Source organism: Acidovorax sp. M2(2025) (assembly GCF_049330835.1).
GTDB lineage: Bacteria > Pseudomonadota > Gammaproteobacteria > Burkholderiales > Burkholderiaceae_C > Acidovorax.
On record NZ_CP186262.1, the window covers coordinates 1,750,772 to 1,766,712 of the forward strand.

Consider the following 15,941-nt stretch of genomic DNA (forward strand, 5'->3'; position numbering starts at 1 on the left):
TGTTTGGCGGGATGGGTGAAACAGGGCTCCAGCGTCGTTATCCCGGCTTGCCGTACGCAAGTACTGTCTGCGCCGAGATGCCTAGCCGGAGCCCTGTTGCACCCATCCTGATACGTGGGGGGTGTCCGCTATTTTCCTTTAGCTCAGAAAACTTTTGGTTATATGGTGGCCTGCGGCTGGGATGCCAGGGGCCCCGTGGCCCGCACCATGCGCTGGAGTTCGGGGAGGCACGATCCGCAGTTGGTGCCGCAGCGCAATTGGCCCTGCAACTGCGCCAGCCGGTCGGCGTTGGTGCCGTGGCAGCGGGCCAGCTCGGCGGTAATGGCGGCGTCCGTCACGTTCCAGCACGTACACACCGGCTTGCCGCGGGATTGCACGGCCACGGGCGCCTGGGCGGCGGGCGCCAGCAGCAGGCGGCCATAGGCTTGGGCGGGCAACTCTTCCTGCAGCAGGGTCTTGAGCCAGCCTGCGGCGCGGGTGTCGCCGGCCAGCACGATGCCTTCGAGCGTGGTGGCGCCATCGGCCCGGCGCAGCAGGCGTGCGGCGCGGCGCTGGCCGCGCTTCGGGTCGGCATAGCGCAGGGTGTCGGCGCCGGCCAGGCCCAGCAGGGCTTCGATGCGCTCCACGGTGGCCTCGGGCGGGGCCTCGTGCGCGGCGGCGCGCAGCAGCACGCCCGTGCGTTCGCGGGCGGGCTCGTCCAGCGGCGTGTTGTTGCTGAAGGGCACGCAGCTGACGAAGGGGAGTTGCCGCATCAGGCCCGACAGCGCCGCGCGCGTGGCCTGGGCGCTGTCGGCCGGCAGCCAGGCCATGGCCAGCAGCGTCCAGGGCAGCTCGGCCTTGGCGATTTTTACGGCCGCGTGCTTGAGCTCCGGCTGCTTGGATGTGGGGCAGTAGGCGGATGTGGTGAGCGCGTTCACGCCCGCCAGCCGCTCGCCGGTGGACGCGCATCCGCTCAGGAATTCGCTGCCCCAGTGCATGGCGATGAAAGCCTGCGAAAGGCCCACTGTGGCGTCGGGCTGGGCGGGCACCACGATGGAGCCGCGCTGGCTCGCCACATCCACCAGGTCGCCGCTTTTCAGCCCGAGCCGCTCCATGTCCTGCGGGTGCAGCTGCACGCTGGGCTCGGCCACATGGCCGAACAGGCGGCCCAGCTGGCCGGTGCGCGTCATGCCGTGCCACTGGTCGCGCAGGCGGCCGGTGGTCAGGCTGAAGGGGTAGCGCGACCCGCGCTGTTCCGCTGGAGGCTGCCACGCGTGTGCGGCAAAGCGGGCGCGGCCGTCGGCGGTGGGGAAGAGGCCGTCTTCGTACAACCGGGTCTTTCCGGCCGCAGCACCTTCGGCCAGCGGCCATTGCTGCGGGCCTTGGGATTCCAGCATCTCCCACGACAGCCCGGTGATGTCCAGGTCGCGTCCGCGGGTGCTTTCGCGGTGCTCGTTCCACACGGCTTGCGCGCCCGCATCGGCTTCGTCGGTGGTGTAGGGGAAGAGGGTGGGCGCACCGGGGCGCAGATGCGCCTCCAGCCGGTGCGCCAGCTGCACCGCAATGGCCCAGTCGTGCCGGGTCTGGCCGGGGGCGGGCACGGCGGCGCGCACGCGCGAGATGCGGCGTTCGCTGTTGGTCACGGTGCCGGTTTTTTCGCCCCACGTGGTGGCGGGCAGCAGCAGGTCGGCGTAGGCGCAGGTGGCGGCCGTGGCAAAGGCCTCTTGCACCACCACGAACTCGGCGCGCTGCAAGGCGCGGCGCACGGTGGCCTGGTCGGGCAGGCTCTGCGCGGGGTTGGTGCAGGCAATCCACAGCGCCTTGATTTCGCCATCGGCCGCGGCCTGGAACATTTCCACCGCCGTCTTGCCGGGCCTGGCGGGCACGTCGGCCAGGCCCCACAGCGCGGCCACTTCGGCACGGTGCTGCGGGTTGGCCAGGTCGCGGTGCGCGCTGAGCAGGTTGGCCAGGCCGCCCACCTCGCGCCCGCCCATGGCGTTGGGCTGGCCGGTCAGGCTGAAGGGGCCGGCGCCGGGCTTGCCGATCTGGCCCGTGGCCAGGTGCAGGTTGATGAGCGACGCGTTCTTGGCCGTGCCGCTGCTGCTCTGGTTCAGGCCCTGGCAATAGAGGCTGAGCGTGGCCGGGGACTGCGCAAACCACCGCGCGGCCGTGTCCAGGTCGGCCACCGGGATGCCGCACACCTCGGCCACACGCTCGGGCGTGCAGTCGCGCACCAGGGCCTTCAGCTCGTCAAAGCCCGTGGTGTGCGCGGCGATGTAGGCGGCGTCGTGCCAGCCCTCCCGCAGCATCAGGTGCAGCATGCCGTTGAACAGCATCACGTCGCTGCCCGGCTGCAGGGGCAGGAACAGGTCGGCCATGCCGGCCGTGTCGGTGCGGCGCGGGTCGGCCACGATGACCTTCATGCCCGGGTTGGCGGCGCGCGCGTCCTCGATGCGGCGAAACAGGATGGGGTGCGCCCAGGCCGCGTTGCTGCCCACGATGAACAGGCACTGCGCGTGGTTCACGTCGTCGTAGCAGGCGGGCGGCGCGTCCGCGCCCAGTGTCTGCTTGTAGCCGGCCACGGCGCTGCTCATGCACAGGCGCGAGTTGGTGTCGATGTTGTTGGTACCGATCAGGCCCTTGGCCAGCTTGTTGAAGACGTAGTAGTCCTCGGTGAGCAGCTGGCCGCTGACGTAGAAGCCCACGGCGTCGGGGCCGTGCTCGCGCACCGTGCGGGCCAGGCGGCTGGCGGCCAGGTCCAGCGCGGCGTCCCACGGCAAGGGCTGGGCCGGCGCGTTGCGCTGGGCGCGGTGCAGGGGTTGCAGCAGGCGGGTCTGCTGCGTCAGCGCCTGGGTGGCGGTGAGGTGCAGGGTGGAGCCCTTGGTGCACAGGCGGCCGAAGTTGGCCGGGTGGGTGGGGTCGCCGCGCACGCCGGTGATCTCTGTGCCGGTGCTTTCGATGATCACGCCGCAGCCTACGCCGCAGTAGGGGCAGGTGGATTTTGTTTCTTGCATGGCGGGGTGATGTTCGGGTTGTTTTGGGTTATAGCGCTTATGGGACAAGCGCAAGCAGCTATTGTTTTAGGAGCTTTGGTCTCTGCCCGCCGGGAAGGCAGGCCGCGCCGTTGGGCGAACGCAGGGCGGTGGTCACGGCAATGTCCCGGCGGCGCTTGCGGAGGAAGGGGCGCTCACGCCGCCAGCGCCGCGTACAGGCCCGTCACGCGGTCCATGCTGGAGAGCAGGTTTTCGCTGGCCACGAACACCTCGGCCACCTGGCGGTTGGTGCTGCCGCCGCCCTGCATGCGTTGCAGTGCGGCGTCGAAGAACACCCACTGGCCGTCGGCCAGCGCCAGTTCCTGGCGGACGCGCGGCGTGGCCTGGGGTGCGTTGCGCAGCAGCTCGGTGGCGCTGACGAATTCGCTGCGGGCTTTGGCGATTTCGGCCGTGGCGGTGGCCGGGTCCACCGGCAGCATGGCGGCCAGGTAGAACTTGGCCATGCGCTGGCTCAGCATGCGCTGGCGGCCCGCCACGTTCACCAGGTGGCCCACGGGCTTGCCCGAGGCGGCTTCGTACTGCGTGGTGCCCTGGTGGGCCAGGGCCAGCACCTTGGCGTCGGCCTGCAGCACGGCTGCGGCGCGGTCGGCGGTGAGGCTGGCGGTCTGCAGCGTGGCCTTGTGCTCGCCCCACGCGGCCTCCAGCTTCACGTAGGTGTCGCGCAGGGCGGACGTGGGTGCATAGGCCTTGAGTTCCGCCAGCTGGCGCTCGAACAGCGCCATGGACTGCTCCAGCACCTGGCGGGCCGTGGGCGTGTCGGCCTGGTGGGCCAGGGCCAGCCAGGCCTTGCCCATGCGCTGGCTCAGCATGCGCTGGCGGCCCGCCTTGTTGATGGCGTCGTTGAGGTCCGTGACCTGTGCGCGGGCCACGCGCCAGGGCGTGGCGGCGCCCAGTGCGGCGGCGGTGGAGACGAGGCGGAAGACGGCGGTGCGGCGTTGCATGGGGCGCTCCAGGGAAGGTGGTTCCGGGCAGGTGGTTCAGGCGGGCAGGGCCGCGGAAGGCTGGCGAGCGGCCCCGGCCGCCTCGCCAAACATCAGCGTGTCGCGGATGCCGCTCACGCTGCGGCCTTCGCGCAGCAGCTCCAGGTACCAGCTGCCGTCCGCCGTGTCGCCGTACAGGCAGGCGCCCACCAGCTTGTCGTCCTGGATGACCAGCTTCTTGTACACGCCGCCCAAGGGGTCGCTCATCACGATCTCTTCGGCGTGCTCCCCGCCCCGGAAGTCGCCGGCGCTGAAGAGGTCGATGCCCGTGACCTTGAGCTTGGTGGACGTGAGCGAGCCCTGGTAGCGGCCGCAGCCGATCTCGGCCAGGTGGTTGGCCAGCACCTTGCCCTGCTCGAACAGCGGCGCCACCAGGCCGTAGGCAACGCCCCGGTGCGCGGCGCATTCGCCCACGGCGTAGATGCGCGGGTCGGTGGTGGTCTGCAGCGTGTCGCTCACCACGATGCCGCGGTGCACATGCAGGCGCATGTTCTCGGCAAGCTGCGTGTTGGGGCGGATGCCCACGGCCATCACCACCAGGTCTGCGGGCACCTGTGTGCCGTCCTGGAGCCGTACGGCGGCCACGCGGCCTTCGGCGCTGCCCACCAGCTCCTGCGTCTGTGCCCGCATCACGAACCGCATTCCGCGCTCGGCCAGCGATTGCTGCAGCAGCCGGGCCGCCGCGCGGTCCAGCTGGCGTTCCATCAGCCAGTCGCCGGCGTGCACCACCGTGACCTGCATGCCGCGCTTCATCAGGCCGTTCGCAGCCTCCAGCCCGAGCAGGCCGCCGCCGATGACCACGGCGTGCCGGTAGGTGGCGGCGGCGTCGATCATCGCCTGCGTGTCGGCAATGTCGCGGTAGCCCAGCACGCCCGGCAGGGTGTTGCCGGGGACGGGCAGGATGAACGGGTTGGAGCCGGTGGCAAGGATGAGGCGGTCGTATTCGGCGGTGACCACCGTGCCGTCCGGGCGGGTGGCGCGGACCACGCGGCGCACGCGGTCCACGTCTGTCACCGTGGCGCCGGCGTGCAGGGTGATGTGGTGGTCGGCATACCACTGCCAGTCGTGGAGGATGATCTCCTGCAGCGTCTGCTCGCCGGCCAGCACCGGCGACAGCAGGATGCGGTTGTAGTGGGGGTGCGGCTCGGCGCCAAACACGGTGATGTCATACCGGTCGGGCGCGATCTTGAGCAGCTCTTCCAGCGTGCGCACACCGGCCATGCCGTTTCCCACCATTACCAGCCTGGGCTTGTTCATCGTCGTGGCTCCCGTTCGCCGCGCGCCCTGCGGCGCACGCAACAAAAAAAAGGCGTCCACACCGTGCGGCGCCGACGCTGTGCCGGGCGCGCATGTGCGGACGCCTTCGTCCTTGCCACCCCGGGGTGCGCCGTTGCACTGCGGGGGGCGTGGCCCTGCCGGGCCGTTGACATCGGATAGCAATGCGCATGCCAAGCCGGGCGCCCTGTTTTGGGGAAACGTGGAGCCGTTGCGCACGTTTACCGTGCAACGGCTGTGCACCTGGCACTAGAATGAAGTAACCAATTGTTAGGTCCCTCGGTGGCGGGGCCTGTGCCCGGCCGCAACCTGGAGGAGTGTTCCATGCGCGTCAATCTGCCCGTGACCTCGCAAGAGTACGCATTTCCCAAAGGTGCCACGCTGGTGTCCACCACGGACCTCAAGGGCCGCATCCTGTACTGCAACCCGAGCTTCATCGAGGTGAGCGGCTACCGCAGGGAAGAGCTGCTGGGCCAGCCCCACAACATGATCCGCCACCCCGACATGCCCGAGGAAGCGTTCCGCGACCTGTGGGACACGATCGAGCGCGGCATTCCCTGGTCGGCGCCGGTCAAGAATCGCCGCAAGGACGGCAGCTTCTACTGGGTGATGGCCAACGTCACGCCGCTGATGCAAGGGGACCAGCCCACGGGCTACATGTCGGTGCGCACCGAGGCCACGCGCGAGCAGATCGACGCCGCAGAGCGGCTGTACCGCCAGATGCGCGCCGAAAAGGAGGCCGGCCGCCGGGTGCATGCCCTGCACGAGGCGCAGCCGGTGAACAACCACCCGTTGCACCGCGCAGGCCGCGCCCTGCGCCCGGGCCCGCTGGGCAGGATCGTGCTGTGCACCCTGCTGCCGGTGGCAGCGTCGTGGGGCGCCGCTGCGCTGGTGGCGGCCGCGCCGGGCTGGATCGCCGGGGCGGCCTGGCTGGGCGTGGTGGTACTGGCATTGGCCATGGCGGTGTACCTGCACCGGTCGACCGTGGCGCCGATGGAGGAAATGCTGCGCTGGGCCAACCGCATGGCCGCCGGCGACCTCACGCAGAAGATCACGGCCACCCGCAAGGGGGTGGTGGGCCAGCTGCAGAAGGCCCTGGCCCAGCTCAACGTGAACCTGTTGTCCATCGTGCGCGATGCGCGCCACGAGAGCGAGCACATGCAGGACTCCACCCGCGAGATCGCGCAGGGCAACCAGGACCTGTCCCTGCGCACGGAAGCCCAGGCCAGCAACCTGGAGCAGACCGCCGCGGCCATGGACGAGATCACCGGCACCGTCCAGCAGACCGTCGAATCGGCGCGGCAGGCCACGCAGCTGGCCACGCAAGCCAGCGAAGTGGCTGAGCGCAGCAGCCAGGCCGTGGACGGCGTGGCCAGCACCATGCAGCAGATCCAGGCGGCCTCGGGCCGCATCAGCGAGATCACGCAGCTCATCGACAGCATCGCCTTCCAGACCAACCTGCTCGCGCTCAACGCCGCGGTCGAGGCGGCGCGCGCGGGCGAGCAGGGGCGGGGATTTGCGGTGGTGGCCTCGGAGGTTCGCAACCTGTCCCACCGCACGTTGGCCGCCGCCAAGGAAATCCGCCAGCTCATCGACGATTCGGCGGCCAAGGTGAGCGAGGGCCATCTGAAGACCGAGGCGGCGCAAAAGACGATGGCGCAGTCGCTGGACCTGGTGCGGCGCGTGCACACGCTGATCGGCGAGATCCACCACGCCAGCAACGAGCAGCTCTCGGGCATCTCGCAGGTCAACAGCGCGGTGACGCAGCTGGATTCCATCACCCAGCAGAACGCTGCGCTGGTGGAGGAAAACGCGGCGTCCGCGATGCAGCTCAGCGGGCAGGCCCAGACCATGGCCGAGACGGTGCAGGTGTTCCGCATCGATGCATCGGCGCCCGCCCAGCTGCGGGACGCCGTGGCGCTGCGGCGCGAAATGAAGGACACCCCCGCGCAAGGCGCCGCAGCAGCGGCGGCATAGCGCCGGTGCGCAGTTGCTATAAAAAAAGTAGCTGCTTTCGCTGGTGTATCAAGGGCTGGATTCCGAAAACACCTGATTAGTTACTTGTCTCAGATACCACTCCATCCGTTTGGGCTGAGCCCGTCGAAGCCAGGGCTTGTAGCGCGCGTGCAAGGCTTCGACAGGCTCAGCCCGAACGGGTGGGGAAGAGAAAGCGTCAGGTAGGTCGCTAATCAGGCGAAAACACTAAAACCCACGGCGGGGCCGCGGCCGGGCGCCTTCAGGTGCTGCCGCGTACGGTCAGCTCGAACCCCAGGTCCACGGAGTTGTGCTCCGGCACGTCGCCACGCATCAGCCCCAGCAGCATGCGCGCGCTCGCCTCGCCGATGGCCGAGCGGGGTGTGCGCACGGTGGTCAGCGGCGGCAGCATCTGGTCGCTGCCGGCCAGGTCGTTGAAGCCCGCGATCGCCACCTGGCCGGGCACCGCCAGGCCCAGGCGCTGCGCGGCCAGCAGGCCGCCCTGGGCCAGGTCGTCGTTGCAGAAGAACACCGCGTCCACGCCCGGGCGGGTGCGCAGCACCTCTTCCAGCAGCTCGGCCCCCAGCCGGATGGACGAGGGCTCGGGGCTCAGCAGCTCCAGCCGCGGGTCGTACAGGCCGGCCTCGCGCAGGCAGCGGCGGTAGCCCTCGGCGCGCTGCATGGTGCGCGGGTCCAACTGGGCCGCCACGAAAGCCACCTTGCGCCGGCCCCGCGCCAGCAGGTGCGCGGTCATGCTGTGGCCGGCGTCCTGCTGCGAAAAGCCCACGCAGTACACGCCGGCGGCCGAGGTCATCTCCATCAGGTGCACGCAGGGCACGCCGCTGGCGGCAATCATCTGGCGCGCGGCCTCGGTGCGGTCAAAGCCCGTCACCAGCAGCCCCGCGGGCCGGTGGGCCAGGTAGGTGCGCAGCAGCTGCTCTTCTTCCTGCGGGTCGTAGTGCGTCACGCCGATCAGGGCCTGGTAGCCCTGGGGAAACAGCACGCGGTGCACGGCGTCCAGCACGTCCACGAACAAGGCATTGGACAGCAGCGGGACCAGCACGGGCACCTGCACGCTGCGCTGCGACGCCAGCGCGCGCGCGGCGGGGTCCGGCACGTAGCCCAGCTGCTGGGCGGCGTCCTTCACGCGCTGCACCAGTTCGGGCGCCACGGCGCGCTCGCCGCGCAGGGCGCGGGAGGCGGTGATGGGGCTCACGCCCGCCGCCTTGGCCACATCGTTCAATGTGATGCGGCCGCTGGCGCGGCGGGGTTTCGTCTCGGACTTGTTCAAGGGTTAACCCTTATCGGAATGCAGGGGGTTGGGGATAGGATAGCGCTGTCCAAACAAAAGCGCACCGCAGTGCCCCTGATTTTGGACGAACTTGCCCCCGCTTGTCGCGGATTTTCGTCGCACCCGTCGGTGGGTGCTTTTTTATCGTTTGTTTGGACAGCGCTACCAACATGGGTGTTTCCCCTCCCGCCGTTTTTATCGTGGTCATGGGCGTGGCCGGCTGCGGCAAGTCCAGCCTGGGCGCGGCGCTGGCCGGCGCCGAGGGCCTGCCCCTCATTGAAGGCGACGACCACCACAGCCCGGCCAGCCGCGAGAAGATGCGCCAGGGCATTGCCCTGACGGACGCGGACCGGGACGGGTGGCTGGCGACCCTGGGGCAATTGCTGCAGGCGCGGCCGCAAGGCGCGGTGCTGACCTGCTCTGCCCTCAAGCGCGTTTACCGCGACCGGCTGCGCAGCGCCTGCCCGGGCCTGCGGTTCGTCTTTCTGGAGATCGACCGCGCCAGCGCCGGCCTGCGGGTGGCGGCACGGGCCGGCACGCATTTTTTCTCCAGTTCCCTGGTAGACAGCCAATTTGCCACGCTGGAGCCGCCCGTGGGCGAGCCCGGCGTGCTGCGGCTGGATGCCTTGGCGCCCTTGTCCACCTTGCAGCAGCAGGCTTCCGCCTGGCTGGCTGCTTCCCAGGAGTCCGCATGAACGCCCCGCACACAGCGCCCCAGGACAGCGCAATCCCAAAAACCAGCCGTGCCACGCAGGCCGCCCAGGCGGCCATGGCGGCCTGCCTGGGCGTGATGGCGCTGGCGGTCTTCACCAATGTGGTGCTGCGCTACGGCTTCGGCAGCGGCGTGGCGGCGAGCGAGGAACTCTCGCGCCTGCTGTTCGTGTGGATGGTCTTCATCGGCGCGGCAGCGGCCTACCCGGCCGGTGAGCACATGGCGTTCACCAGCCTGGCGGGCCTGCTGGCCAGGCGCCCGGTGGCCTTCGGCGCGCTCACCGTGCTCATCCGGCTGCTGGTGATGGCCGCCTGCGCCATGCTGGCCTGGGGGGCGTGGCAGCAGGTGGTGGTGGGCATGGGCAGCCGTTCGGTGGTCATGGCCTACCCGGCGGCGCTGCTGCCGCTGCCGGCCTTTCTGTGCGCGGTGGCCATTGGCGTGATGGCGGCCATTGAGCTGGTGCAACGCAAGCCCTTGGACCTGGGCCACGGCGCGGAGGTGGAGTGATGTTCGGACTGACGCCTGAAGCCATGGCCTTTGTGGTCTTCTCGCTGGGCATGCTGGTGCTCATGGGCACCGGCATGAACATGGGCCTCGCCCTGGTGCTCACGGGCGCCGGCATGGCCTGGGTGCTCGATTTCTGGGACGCCCAGCTGCTGGCCCAGAACCTGGTGGCCGGGGTGGACAGCTTTCCGCTGCTGGCCGTGCCGTTCTTCATCCTGGCGGGGGAGCTGATGAACTCGGGCGGCATCAGCCGCCGCATCATCGACATGGCGCAGGCCTGGGTGGGGCACATCCGCGGCGGGCTGGGCTATGTGGCCATCGGCGCGGCCGTGCTCATGGCCAGCATGAGCGGATCGGCCCTGGCCGACACGGCGGCGCTGGCCACCATCCTGCTGCCCATGATGCGCCAGCAGGGCTACCCCATGAACACCTCGGCGGGCCTGCTGGCCTCGGGCGGCATCATCGCGCCCATCATTCCACCGTCCATGCCGTTCGTGATTTACGGCGTGACGACCAACACCTCCATCTCGGCGCTGTTCGTGTCGGGTATCGTGCCGGGGCTGATGATGGGCGTGGGCCTCATCTTTGCCTGGCGCTGGGTGTTGCGCGGCATGGACCTGCCGCAGGGCGAGCCCTTGTCCATCAAGGACCGCCTGCGCGCCACGGCCCGCGCCTTCTGGGCCATGCTGATGCCGCTCATCATCATCGGCGGCATGAAGACGGGGGTTTTCACCCCCACCGAGGCCGCCGTGGTGGCCGCGTTCTATGCGCTGGCGGTGGCGCTGTTCGTGCACCGGGAGATGAAGCTGGCCGACATCTATGGCGTGCTGGTGCGCGCAGCCAAGACCACGGCCATCGTGATGTTCCTTTGCGCGGGCGCCCAGGTGGCCAGCTACATGATCACGCTGGCCGATCTGCCCAGCGTGCTCACCGGCTGGCTGGGCCCGCTGGTGCAAAGCCCGCGCGTGTTGATGGCGGTGATGATGGTCGTGCTGGTGCTCATCGGCACGGCGCTGGACCTCACGCCCACCATCCTGATCTTCGCGCCCGTGATGCTGCCCATCGCCGTCAAGGCGGGGATCGACCCGGTGTACTTCGGCCTGATGTTCGTGCTCAACGGCGCCATCGGCCTCATCACGCCGCCCGTGGGCACCGTGCTCAACGTGGTGGCCGGGGTGGGGCGCATCTCGATGCACAGTGTCATCAAGGGCGTGAACCCGTTCCTCATCACCTACGTGCTGATCCTGGCGCTTCTGGTGGTCTTCCCGCAGATCGTGACCGCGCCGGTCGTATGGCTGAGGTGAGATGACGCACCCCCTGAGTCGCTTCGCGGCCCTGGCCTAGGCCGCGCCGGTATGGGCCATCTATGTCTTTTGATTCCTTTTCCCCTGTTCCTTACTGCCTCACCACAATGGAGACAACCATGAAGACTTTCCGCCGTACCCTGCTGGCCGCCCTGTCGGTCGCTGCCATCGCCTGCTCGTTCCAGGCCGCAGCGCAAGACTTCAAGCCCCGCATCATCCGCTTCGGCTATGGCCTGAACGAGGACTCCAACCAGGGCCGCGCCACCAAGCTGTTCGCCCAGGAAGTGGAGAAGGCCTCCGGCGGCAAGATGAAGCTCCGCGCCATCGGCGCGGCCGCCCTGGGCTCGGACGTGCAGATGCAGCAGGCGCTGATCGGCGGCGCGCAGGAGATGATGGTGGGCTCCACCGCCACGCTGGTGGGCATCACCAAGGAGATGGCCATCTGGGACACGCCCTTCCTGTTCAACAACGCCAAGGAGGCCGACGCCGTGCTGGACGGCCCCGTGGGCCAGAAGGTGATGGACAAGCTGCAGGAAAAAGGTCTGGTGGGCCTGGTGTACTGGGAGAACGGCTTCCGCAACCTCACCAACAACAAGCGCGCGATCACCAAGCTGGAAGACATGGACGGCGTGAAGCTGCGCGTGATGCAGAACACCGTGTTCCTCGACAGCTTCAAGACCCTGGGCGCCAACGCCGTGCCGCTGCCGTTCTCGGAGCTGTTCACGGCGCTGGAGACCAAGACGGTGGACGGCCAGGAGAACCCGTACAACACCATCCTGTCCAGCAAGTTCTACGAGGTGCAGAAGTACCTCACCGTGACGAACCACGTGTACAGCCCCTGGATCGTGCTGGTGAGCAAGAAATACTGGGACGGCCTTTCCAAGGCCGAGCAGAAGGTGCTGCTGGACGCCGCCAAGAAGAGCCGCGACTTCGAGCGCCAGGACACCCGCGCCGAAGCCGACAAGGCGCTGGCCGACCTCAAGGCCAAGGGCATGCAGGTGAACGAGCTGCCCGCCGCCGAGGCCAACCGCATGCGCGAAAAGCTCAGCGCCGTGAACGCCAGCATTGCAGCGAACGTGGGCGAAGGCCTGTGGAAGGACGTGCAGGGCGCCGTGGCCCAGGCCCGCGCCGGCAAATAAGCCCGTGCCGCACAAGCCGGGGCCCCTGGCGGGGCCCTTGGGCATCTCAGGATGCCCCGCATGAAAAAGCCGAGGCTCCTTGCGGAGCCTCGGCTTTGTGCATTAAAGAGGCGCGGAAATTACAGCGAACCGGTTTCGCCGAACGGGATCTTGCCGGTGCGCACGGCTTCGGCAGCCTGGGCGCGCACGGCAGCGCGGTCGGCCGTGCTCTTGTAGGTCACCACGCGGGAGCCTGCGGGTTCCTGGCTGCGGGTGGCGGCCACCGTGGCGGCTTCGGAAGCCACTTCAGCACGGGTGCGGTTGGTCTGGTACTGCGTGGCGAATTGCGAAGCGTCGGCTTCGTCAGCGTGGGCGCCCAGGGAGGCGAAAGCGGCCAGGGCAGCGACGGACAGAATGCGGGCGGTCTTGTTCATGGTGAAACTCCAGTAAATCAATCAACGAATCAATAGGGGCGGGAAATCAGGTGAGAGCGTGGGCGGGCAGGGTTGCGGGGCCCTGCCTGCGCATCAGCTCCCTTCGGCCGTTGCGGTGCGGCCGACGCGCATGGCGTGTGCAGCGGCTTCGGCACGGACGGCCGCGCGGTCCACCGTCGAGGTATAGGTCACGATGCGCGAACCAGCGGGTTCCTGGCTGCGCGTTTGCGCGGCAGCGGCGGCCTCGGCCGCGACTTCGGCGCGGGTGCGGCTGGTCTGGTACTGGGCGGCGTACTGCGAAGCGTCGGCTTCGTCGGCCATGGCGCCAAACGAGGCAAAGGCTGCAACAGCGGCAAGGGCCAGGTAGCGAGCGTTCTTGGTCATGATGAAAGTCCTTGGGTCAAAAAAGCGTCTCAAAAAAGCCGGTGCGAAACTCTGTCAATCCATGCTTTGCGCCGGGTTCGGTGAGTCGCCTTTGCGGGTTCGGCTCATCGATGGGATGAACTGTACGCCGCAGGGGATCAAAGAAAAACCGGCTGGTCGCAAACTAACTGTTCCGGTTTTGGAAACAATGCGCCCCCAATTTCCTGGCAGGTGCATCCCGGAAGCCGCTGCAGCGGGCTGCAAAGCGTTGTTGAACATGGGGGCTATCGTGCCCGGCAGCGGACGCGGCGTCGTCTCGCCACGGTTTCGCTTCTTTTCAGTTTGTTTCGCTTACCGGCCGATGCAACAGAAGCGAAACACCTGGCGCGGCATATCGCCCACAAAAGGCCCCGCCTGGGGCTTGCGCGGGTTGCGCCGCCTGGGCTTATGGGCTGAAATGTTTCCAGCGCGCTGCGGTGCCGCGCGCTGCATCCGTCCAGGCTCTCAGAGGGAGGTTCCCATGACCGTCGTCTCGAAAATTCTCCAGTCCAAGCCCGATGCCACCGTGTACGCCGTCGCCCCGGCGGCCTCGGTGTTCGATGCGCTCCAACTGATGGCGAACAAGGGCATCGGTGCCTTGCTCGTCACCGAGGGCGAATCCATCGTGGGCATCTTCACGGAGCGCGACTACGCCCGCAAGATTGCGCTCATGGGGCGCACCTCGTCGCTCACGCAGGTGCGGGACGTGATGACCACGGCGGTGCTGTTCGTGCGCCCCGACCAGACCAGCGAGCAGTGCATGCAGATCATGAGCAACAACCGGCTGCGCCACCTGCCGGTGGTCGAGGGCGGCAAGCTCGTGGGCATGATCTCCATCGGGGACCTGGTCAAGGACATCATTTCCGAGCAGAAATTCATCATCGAGCAGCTGGAGCAGTACATCTCCGGCAGCCGTTGAGGGCAGTCCCCTGCGGGGCTGCGCCACTTCGCTCTCTCGGGGCGTGCGCGGGGGGGGCACCGCCCGCCGGGTCCGCCCGCCCGGTCGCTCAAGCCGCTTTTTCCACGTGCCCCTGGCGCGTGTACAGGAAGTCAATCACCGCCTTGCGGCAGTGCACATAGCGCGGGTCCTCGGCCAGCTCCACGCGCTTGCGGGGGCGGGGCAGGTCGACGGCCAGCACCTCGCCAATCGTGGCGGCGGGGCCGTTGGTCATCATCACGATCTTGTCGGACAGCAGCACGGCCTCGTCCACGTCGTGCGTGACCATGACCACCGTGCTTTGCGTGCGCGCCACGATCTCCAGCAACTCGTCCTGCAGCTTGGCGCGGGTGAGGGCGTCCAGCGCGCCAAAGGGCTCGTCCATCAGCAGCACCTGCGGCTCCATCGACAGCGCCCGGGCAATGCCCACGCGCTGCTTCATGCCACCGGAGATCTCGCCAGGGCGCTTCTGCCCCGCGTGGGTCAGGCCCACCAGGGCCAGCGCGGCATCGGTGCGGGCCTGGAGCTGGGCCTTGCTTTCCTTGCCGCCAAACACGCGCTCCACGGCCAGGTAGATGTTGTCGAAGCAGGTGAGCCAGGGCAGCAGCGAGTGGTTCTGGAACACCACGGCGCGCTCGGGGCCGGGGCCCTTGATCTCCTTGTTGGCGCACAGCAGCGAACCGTTGGTGGGCGTGGTCAGGCCCGCGATCAGGTTCAGCAGCGTGGACTTGCCGCAGCCTGAGTGGCCGATCAGCGCCACGAACTCGCCCTTGGCGATGGTCAGGTGGATGTCGCGCAGCGCCGGGAACAGGCCCTTGGCGGTCTTGAAGGTCTGCTCGACGCCGTGGATCTCAATGAACTTGGTGTGAGAGGTGTGCATGGGGAACTCCTGGTTTTTCGCGAGGACCACCGTGGAACCGGCTTTGCCGGGCCACCGGTGGTGCCCCCTTGAGGGGGAGACGCGCCGCAGGCGCGGCTCAGGGGTGGGTCAAGTCTTGACCTCTTCGAATGTGAATGCGGTTGCCAGCTTGATGAGCGCCATCTCCAGCAGCAGGCCGACGATGCCGATCACAAAGATCGCGATGATGATGTTCTTGACGTTGAGGTTGTTCCACTCGTCCCACACCCAGAAGCCGATACCCACGCCCCCGGTCAGCATCTCGGCGGCCACGATCACCAGCCAGGCCGTGCCCACGGCCAGGCGCACGCCGGTGAGCATGTAGGGCAGCACGGCGGGGAAGAGGATCTTGGTGGCGATCTTCCACTCCGAGAGGTTCAGCACGCGGGCCACGTTCATGTAGTCCTGCGGCACGCGCTGCACGCCCACGGCGGTGTTGATGATCATGGGCCAGATGGAGCAGATGAAGATGGTCCAGATCGCGGCCGGGTTGGCACCCTTGAACACCAAGAGGCCAATGGGCAGCCAGGCCAGGGGCGACACCGGCCGCAACAGGCTGATGAGCGGGTTGAACATGCGCGAGAGGAACGAAAAGCGCCCGATGACAAAGCCCGCCGGAATGCCCACCAGCGCCGCCATGCCAAAGCCCACCGCCACGCGTTCGAGCGACATCAGCACGTTCCAGCCCACGCCCTGGTCGTTGGGGCCGTTGCGGTAGAAGGGGTTGCTGAACACGTCGAGCGCCTGCTTCCAGGTCTCCAGCGGGCTGGGGATGCTGCCGCCCGTGGTGCTGGACACGGCCGCCCACAGGCCGATGAGCAGGCCCAGGCCGCACAGCGGCGGCAGCACCGCCATCCAGAAGCTGCGCGACAGTGCCGCCCAGTCGCGCGGCATGCGCGCCGGGGGGGCGACCGGCGTTGCTGCGGGGGCTTGTTTTGAGGTGTTTTGGGCTCTGGCGCTTGTGGATAAAGCGCTGGCAGCTACATTATTCATAGCATTTTGCGCCGCGGGGGCGGCATCCAACGGGGCGTGAAAGACGGCACTGACCATGGTGTTCTCCGGAGTGCTGGGCTTGCGTTG

Annotated in this window: 14 protein-coding genes and 1 pseudogene; 6 read left to right on the forward strand and 9 right to left on the reverse strand. The window is 68.3% G+C overall.

Annotated elements, in window-relative coordinates; translation table 11 throughout:
• Positions 1-158: 158 nt before the first annotated feature.
• The 3 genes and pseudogenes from ACOYR3_RS08015 to ACOYR3_RS08025 all read right to left on the reverse strand — a co-directional run.
• Positions 159-2,993: a molybdopterin-dependent oxidoreductase gene (locus ACOYR3_RS08015; RefSeq protein ID WP_422845924.1), complete on the reverse strand. Its 2,835-nt coding sequence runs from the start codon at positions 2,991-2,993 to the stop codon at positions 159-161.
• A 173-nt stretch (positions 2,994-3,166) separates the two neighbouring features.
• Positions 3,167-3,973, reverse strand: a complete 807-nt coding sequence (locus ACOYR3_RS08020) for a type IV pili methyl-accepting chemotaxis transducer N-terminal domain-containing protein (RefSeq protein WP_422845925.1) — start codon at positions 3,971-3,973, stop codon at positions 3,167-3,169.
• A 78-nt stretch (positions 3,974-4,051) separates the two neighbouring features.
• A pseudogene (locus tag ACOYR3_RS08025) lies at positions 4,052-5,269 on the reverse strand (NAD(P)/FAD-dependent oxidoreductase); the annotation flags it as partial.
• Positions 5,270-5,611: 342 nt separating this feature from the next.
• Here ACOYR3_RS08025 and ACOYR3_RS08030 point away from each other — a divergent pair.
• Entirely contained in the window at positions 5,612-7,264 is a 1,653-nt protein-coding gene (locus ACOYR3_RS08030; RefSeq protein WP_422845926.1) for a methyl-accepting chemotaxis protein, read from the forward strand.
• Between the two features lie 259 nt (positions 7,265-7,523).
• Here ACOYR3_RS08030 and ACOYR3_RS08035 read toward each other — a convergent pair whose 3' ends face one another.
• A complete protein-coding gene (locus ACOYR3_RS08035) occupies positions 7,524-8,552 on the reverse strand; it encodes a LacI family DNA-binding transcriptional regulator (RefSeq protein ID WP_422845927.1) in 1,029 nt (342 codons plus the stop codon).
• A 206-nt stretch (positions 8,553-8,758) separates the two neighbouring features.
• Between ACOYR3_RS08035 and ACOYR3_RS08040 the strand changes: the two genes are divergently transcribed.
• From ACOYR3_RS08040 to ACOYR3_RS08055, 4 genes are all read left to right on the forward strand, one after another.
• Positions 8,759-9,247, forward strand: coding sequence for a gluconokinase (locus ACOYR3_RS08040; RefSeq protein ID WP_422846549.1), 489 nt, complete (start codon positions 8,759-8,761; stop codon positions 9,245-9,247).
• Positions 9,244-9,771 carry a TRAP transporter small permease gene (locus tag ACOYR3_RS08045; protein WP_422845928.1) on the forward strand — a complete coding sequence of 176 codons (528 nt, stop codon included), beginning with the start codon at positions 9,244-9,246 and terminating at the stop codon, positions 9,769-9,771. The genes ACOYR3_RS08040 and ACOYR3_RS08045 overlap by 4 nt, the downstream gene beginning before the upstream one ends.
• Complete coding sequence (locus ACOYR3_RS08050) at positions 9,771-11,072, forward strand: TRAP transporter large permease (protein ID WP_422845929.1); 1,302 nt, start codon at positions 9,771-9,773, stop codon at positions 11,070-11,072. Before ACOYR3_RS08045 ends, ACOYR3_RS08050 begins: the two co-directional genes overlap by 1 nt.
• Before the next feature lie 119 nt (positions 11,073-11,191).
• Positions 11,192-12,211 (forward strand): TRAP transporter substrate-binding protein, encoded by a 1,020-nt coding sequence (locus ACOYR3_RS08055; RefSeq protein WP_422845930.1) that lies wholly within the window; start codon positions 11,192-11,194, stop codon positions 12,209-12,211.
• Positions 12,212-12,330: 119 nt separating this feature from the next.
• Here the strand turns inward: ACOYR3_RS08055 and ACOYR3_RS08060 are convergent, their stop codons facing one another.
• The 3 genes from ACOYR3_RS08060 to ACOYR3_RS08070 all read right to left on the reverse strand — a co-directional run bounded on the left by ACOYR3_RS08060 (position 12,331) and on the right by ACOYR3_RS08070 (position 13,266).
• Complete coding sequence (locus ACOYR3_RS08060) at positions 12,331-12,624, reverse strand: DUF4148 domain-containing protein (RefSeq protein ID WP_422845931.1); 294 nt, start codon at positions 12,622-12,624, stop codon at positions 12,331-12,333.
• Positions 12,625-12,717: 93 nt separating this feature from the next.
• Positions 12,718-13,008, reverse strand: a complete 291-nt coding sequence (locus ACOYR3_RS08065; RefSeq protein WP_422845932.1) for a DUF4148 domain-containing protein — start codon at positions 13,006-13,008, stop codon at positions 12,718-12,720.
• Between the two features lie 54 nt (positions 13,009-13,062).
• Entirely contained in the window at positions 13,063-13,266 is a 204-nt protein-coding gene (locus ACOYR3_RS08070; RefSeq protein ID WP_422845933.1) for a hypothetical protein, read from the reverse strand.
• Positions 13,267-13,507: 241 nt separating this feature from the next.
• On the opposite strand from ACOYR3_RS08070, the gene ACOYR3_RS08075 reads away from it, so the two are divergent.
• The gene (locus ACOYR3_RS08075) at positions 13,508-13,945 is read left to right on the forward strand and encodes a CBS domain-containing protein (protein ID WP_422845934.1); all 438 of its coding nucleotides are present in this window, start codon (positions 13,508-13,510) and stop codon (positions 13,943-13,945) included.
• A gap of 88 nt (positions 13,946-14,033) precedes the next feature.
• On the opposite strand, the gene ACOYR3_RS08080 is transcribed toward ACOYR3_RS08075, so the two are convergent.
• Both ACOYR3_RS08080 and ntrB read right to left on the reverse strand, forming a co-directional pair.
• The gene (locus ACOYR3_RS08080) at positions 14,034-14,843 is read right to left on the reverse strand and encodes an ABC transporter ATP-binding protein (protein WP_422845935.1); all 810 of its coding nucleotides are present in this window, start codon (positions 14,841-14,843) and stop codon (positions 14,034-14,036) included.
• Between the two features lie 108 nt (positions 14,844-14,951).
• Positions 14,952-15,911, reverse strand: coding sequence for a nitrate ABC transporter permease (gene ntrB / locus ACOYR3_RS08085; RefSeq protein WP_422845936.1), 960 nt, complete (start codon positions 15,909-15,911; stop codon positions 14,952-14,954).
• Between the last annotated feature and the right edge of the window lie 30 nt (positions 15,912-15,941).

Excerpts from the sequence above, each read along its gene's own strand:
- ACOYR3_RS08020 (WP_422845925.1), bottom strand. The coding sequence starts at position 3,973 with ATGCAACGCCGCACCGCCGTCTTCCGCCTCGTCTCCACCGCCGCCGCA.
- ACOYR3_RS08015 (WP_422845924.1), bottom strand. The coding sequence starts at position 2,993 with ATGCAAGAAACAAAATCCACCTGCCCCTACTGCGGCGTAGGCTGCGGC.
- ACOYR3_RS08050 (WP_422845929.1), top strand. The coding sequence starts at position 9,771 with ATGTTCGGACTGACGCCTGAAGCCATGGCCTTTGTGGTCTTCTCGCTG.
- ntrB (WP_422845936.1), bottom strand. The coding sequence starts at position 15,911 with ATGGTCAGTGCCGTCTTTCACGCCCCGTTGGATGCCGCCCCCGCGGCG.
- ACOYR3_RS08080 (WP_422845935.1), bottom strand. The coding sequence starts at position 14,843 with ATGCACACCTCTCACACCAAGTTCATTGAGATCCACGGCGTCGAGCAG.
- ACOYR3_RS08075 (WP_422845934.1), top strand. The coding sequence starts at position 13,508 with ATGACCGTCGTCTCGAAAATTCTCCAGTCCAAGCCCGATGCCACCGTG.
- ACOYR3_RS08055 (WP_422845930.1), top strand. The coding sequence starts at position 11,192 with ATGAAGACTTTCCGCCGTACCCTGCTGGCCGCCCTGTCGGTCGCTGCC.
- ACOYR3_RS08065 (WP_422845932.1), bottom strand. The coding sequence starts at position 13,008 with ATGACCAAGAACGCTCGCTACCTGGCCCTTGCCGCTGTTGCAGCCTTT.
- ACOYR3_RS08030 (WP_422845926.1), top strand. The coding sequence starts at position 5,612 with ATGCGCGTCAATCTGCCCGTGACCTCGCAAGAGTACGCATTTCCCAAA.
- ACOYR3_RS08045 (WP_422845928.1), top strand. The coding sequence starts at position 9,244 with ATGAACGCCCCGCACACAGCGCCCCAGGACAGCGCAATCCCAAAAACC.
- ACOYR3_RS08070 (WP_422845933.1), bottom strand. The coding sequence starts at position 13,266 with ATGTTCAACAACGCTTTGCAGCCCGCTGCAGCGGCTTCCGGGATGCAC.
- ACOYR3_RS08040 (WP_422846549.1), top strand. The coding sequence starts at position 8,759 with ATGGGCGTGGCCGGCTGCGGCAAGTCCAGCCTGGGCGCGGCGCTGGCC.
- ACOYR3_RS08060 (WP_422845931.1), bottom strand. The coding sequence starts at position 12,624 with ATGAACAAGACCGCCCGCATTCTGTCCGTCGCTGCCCTGGCCGCTTTC.